Origin of the sequence: Streptomyces longispororuber, from assembly GCF_014656095.1 — a bacterium.
Lineage (GTDB): Bacteria > Actinomycetota > Actinomycetes > Streptomycetales > Streptomycetaceae > Streptomyces > Streptomyces longispororuber.
In genome coordinates, this window is record NZ_BNBT01000279.1 from 1 (window position 1) to 4400 (window position 4400).

Here is a 4400-nt window from a genome sequence, read left to right on the forward strand (position 1 = left end):
CGTGAGCCGTCGGCCGATCGTCCGGCCGGAGGATCGGCCGACGGCTCACGGCCGACCGGCTCACGGCTCACTGCCGACCGGCTCACGGCTCACTGCCGACCGGCTGACGGCTGACGGCAGACGGCAGACGGCAGACGGCTCACAGCCGACGGCCAGCGGCTGACCGGTGACCGCTGACCGCAGACGTCTCACGGCCGACGGCGGACCGCTGACGGCAGACGACAGACGACAGACGGCAGACGACAGACGGCAGACGGCCAATCGCTCACGGCCGACGGCTCACGGCGACGACTCACGGCCGACCGGCCGACGACCGACCACCGATTACCGACCCACGACCCACGACCCACGACCGACGACCCACGACCGACCACCGACGACCAACCACTAACCACCCACGACCGACCACCAACCACCGACCACCAACCACCAACCACCCACGACCGACCAGCGACCACCGACCACCGACCACCGACCACCGACCACCGAAACGAACGTTCTACCCACCGGAGAGGTAATCGTGGCGGCACCCCCTCCCGACGACGGCGTCGACACCGGCAGGCCCCACCCCGCCCGCGTGTACGACTACTTCCTCGGCGGCTCCCACCACCTCCCGGTGGACGCGGAGTTCGGCGCGCGGATCGTGGCGCTGGACCCCACCGCCCCGTACGGCGCCCGGCACAACCGGTGGTTCATGCAGCGCGCCACGCGCCATCTCGCGGGCCCGGCGGGCATGCGCCAGTTCCTCGACGTCGGCAGCGGCATCCCGACCGAGCCGAACCTCCACCGGATCGCGCAGGGCATCGCCCCGGAGGCGCGCGTGGTGTACGTGGACCACGACCCGATCGTGCGCGTGCACGCGGCGGGGCTCCTCGACGGGACCGCGGCGGGGGCGACGGCGTTCGTCGCGGCGGACGCGCGCGACCCGGAGCTGATCCTCGAACGCGCCGCGGAGGTCCTGGACTTCACCCGGCCCGTCGCCCTGTCATTGATCGCGCTGACGCACTTCCTCGACGACGACCAGGGGGAAGGGGGCGGCGCCCACGCCGTCGTGGCCCGCCTCACCGCGGCGCTCGCGCCCGGCAGCCACCTGGTGCTCTCGCAACTGGCGGGCGACGAGGACACCGCGTGGGTCGGCGAGGCCGTCGACCGGTACACGACGAGCGGGAGCACCCTCGTCCCGCGGTCACGGGCGGCCACGGAGCGGTTCTTCGACGGGTTCACGCTGCTCGACCCGGGCCTGGTGCAGCCCCCGGACTGGCGCCCCGAACTCGGCGTCGGCGAGGTGCGGGACGGGACCCGGGTGCCGCTGTACGCGGGGGTGGGACGCACGGCGTGACGGCCCGCGCCGCCCGCACGGCCCGGCGAAGATCGCAGGTGGGGGCCGGTGCGGCGGGTCCGCGGCGGTAGGGCAGGATGGACGGCTGTCTCTCCGACCACGGGAGCGCACGGCCGACCACGGGAGCACATCGATGGACCGAGCCCTCACCCTGCACGACCTGACGATCGCCGGAATCGCCGTGGTCTGCGGCGTCGCCGCGGCGCTGCTGGCACGGGCCACCCTGCGCTGGCTGGGGGTACGCGCGACGCGCACCCGGTGGACCGGCGACGACGTGATCGTCGACGCCGCGCGCGCCCTGGTGCCGTGCGCCGCGGTCGTCGCGGGCCTGGCCGCGGCGGCCACCGCGCTGCCGCTGACGCCGCGTACCGGACGCAACGTGAACCTCGTGCTGACCGCGCTGCTCATCCTCGCGGCCACCGTCACGGCCGCGCGCATCGTGGCGGGTCTGGTGAAGTCCCTGGCCCAGTCGCGCTCCGGCGTCGCCGGCTCCGCGACGATATTCGTGAACATCACGCGCGTCGTGGTGCTCGCCATCGGCTTCCTCGTCGTCCTGCAGACGCTCGGCGTGTCCATCGCGCCGCTGCTCACCGCGCTCGGCGTGGGCGGTCTCGCGGTCGCCCTCGCGCTCCAGGACACCCTCGCCAACCTGTTCGCGGGCGTGCACATCCTGGCCGCGAAGACGGTGCAGCCCGGCGACTACATCCGCCTCAGCAGCGGCGAGGAGGGCTACGTCGTCGACATCAACTGGCGCAACACGGTGGTGCGCAACCTCTCCAACAACCTGGTCATCATCCCCAACGGCAAGCTCGCGGGCACCAACATGACCAACTACAGCCAGCCCGAGCAGGAACTGTCGATCATGGTGCAGGCGGGCGTCGGCTACGAGAGCGACCTCGACCACGTCGAGCGCGTCACCCTGGAGGTCGTCGACGAGGTGATGAAGGAGATCACCGGGGCGGTGCCGGACCACGAGGCCGCCATCCGCTTCCACACCTTCGGCGACTCCCGGATCGGCTTCTCCGTCATCCTCGGCGTCGGCGAGTTCAGCGACCAGTACCGGATCAAGCACGAGTTCATCAAGCGCCTGCACCGGCGCTACCGGGCCGAGGGCATCCCGGTGCCGGCGCCGACGCGCACCGTCACCGTGCGGCAGGGCGAGCTGCCGGTGGCGATCCCGCACCAGCGGACCGATCACGAGTTCACGCAAGCCCTTCCATAAGAGGTGCTTCAGGGGTCCCCAACCGCTCGCGAGGGGGCGGATTCGGACGCATATGCCGCGTGCGGGTGTCCGGACCGCCGGACGGGGCAGGGCTTCCCCCGCCGCCACGGGCCGCGCCCGCCCCCTTTGGTTCGCAAGTTCGGTTATTTCCGGCCTCGCACGTCATTCAACCAAAAAGTCACTCCTTGTGGTCATGGATGCGCACGAAGACGATCGGCCCTGCTCGTTTCCGTCCGCACCGATCGCAAGGAGACCCCCGTGACCCCCGTGACCGACCGCCTGTCCCTCTCACCGGACGCAGCACGGCAACTCGCGACCGCGACCAAGACCGCGCCCCAGATGCTGGGCACCACACCGCGCTACCTGCTGCGCGCCCTGCCCTGGGTGGACCTCAAGTCCGGTGTGTACCGGGTGAACCGGCGCCGTACCTTCGTCCTCGGCGACGACCGCATATCCACCCACACCGACGGCGAGGCGCCCCGCGTCGTCCCGGGTGACCTGCGCGAACTGCCGTACCTGCGCGACGCCGATGAGTCCTGCCTCGCCGAACTCGCGAACGCCTTCACCGAGGTGCGCTTCGAGCCCGGGCAGATCCTCGCGCAGGAGGGCGACCCCGCCGACCGGCTGTGGATCATCGTCCAGGGCCGGGCCGAGAAGCGGGTCACCGGGCGGTACGGCGAGGAGCAGCTCATCGAGGTGATCGGCGACGGGCAGTTCTTCGACCTGCGCGCGTGGACCCGCGAGGAGGCCACGCCGTACCGCGTGCAGGCGCTCACGCCCGGCACCGCCCTCGTCGCCGAGCGGCGCGCGCTCGCCGCGCTGGCCGACCGCGACGAGACGGTGCGCTCCTCCATGGAGACGTACGTCTCCGGCAACGGCTACCGGCCCGGCGCCGAGGTGCCCGTGGACCTGACCTCGGGCCACGTCGGCGAGCCGGACCTGCCCGCCACGTACGTCGACTACGAGGACCGGCCGCGCGAGTACCACATGACGCTGGCGCAGACGGTGCTGCGGGTGCACACGCGCGTCCACGACGTCTACAGCGGCGACGTCGACCAGACCCGCCAGCAGGCGCTGCTCACCATCGAGGCGCTGCGCGAACGGCAGGAGGCGGCGCTGCTCAACCACCCGGAGTTCGGCCTCTTCCACAACGTGGCACCCGGCCAGCGGGTGCAGACCCGCACCGGCTCGCCCACGCCCGACGACCTCGACGAGCTGCTCGCCCGGGTCTGGAAGCAGCCGAGCTTCTTCCTCGCGCACCCCAAGGCCATCGCCGCGTTCGGGCGCGAGTGTACGCGGCGGGGCGTGCCCCCGGTCACCGACAGCCGGTTCGGCAGCCCGCTGCTCACCTGGCGCGGGGTGCCGCTGGTGCCGTCCGACAAGGTGCCGTTCAGCGACGGCCTGCGTACGAACGGCTCGACCGCGGCCGTCGGCACCACGGAGATCCTGCTGATGCGCGTGGGCGAGGCGGACCGCGGCGTGGTGGGCCTGCGGCCGGCCGAGGTCTCCGACGAGGTCGAGCCCGGCCTGTCCATGCGGAACATGGGCACCGACCAGAAGGGCATCACCTCGTACCTGATGACGGCGTACTTCAACACCGCGGTCCTGGTCCAGGACGCCATCGCCGTGCTCCAGAACGTCGAGGTGAACAACTACCATGACTACTCCTGAGGTTCCCGACCTGCGGGCGCTGCTCCGGGCGCCCGGGCAGGTGCCGGTGCCGACGGCCCCGCCGACCGCCACGCCCACGGGGGCACTGCCCACGGGCGCGCTGCCCGCGGGCGTGCTGCCCACGGCCACGGTGCCCGACGGCGCGGCGCCCGCGACCGCCGCGCCGAG

General features: G+C 72.4%; 3 protein-coding genes and 1 pseudogene. All 4 read left to right on the top strand.

Going from position 1 to position 4400, the window contains the following annotated elements; genetic code table 11:
• The first annotated feature begins 517 nt into the window (after positions 1–517).
• Positions 518–1339, top strand: a complete 822-nt coding sequence (locus tag IE330_RS37825) for an SAM-dependent methyltransferase (protein WP_190140716.1) — start codon at positions 518–520, stop codon at positions 1337–1339.
• Positions 1340–1472: 133 nt separating this feature from the next.
• The gene (locus tag IE330_RS37830) at positions 1473–2561 is read left to right on the top strand and encodes a mechanosensitive ion channel family protein (protein WP_190140715.1); all 1089 of its coding nucleotides are present in this window, start codon (positions 1473–1475) and stop codon (positions 2559–2561) included.
• A 267-nt stretch (positions 2562–2828) separates the two neighbouring features.
• Positions 2829–4232, top strand: a complete 1404-nt coding sequence (locus IE330_RS37835) for a family 2B encapsulin nanocompartment shell protein (protein WP_190140717.1) — start codon at positions 2829–2831, stop codon at positions 4230–4232.
• Positions 4219–4400: pseudogene (locus IE330_RS37840) on the top strand (hypothetical protein); the annotation flags it as partial. The gene IE330_RS37835 and the pseudogene IE330_RS37840, both read left to right, overlap by 14 nt.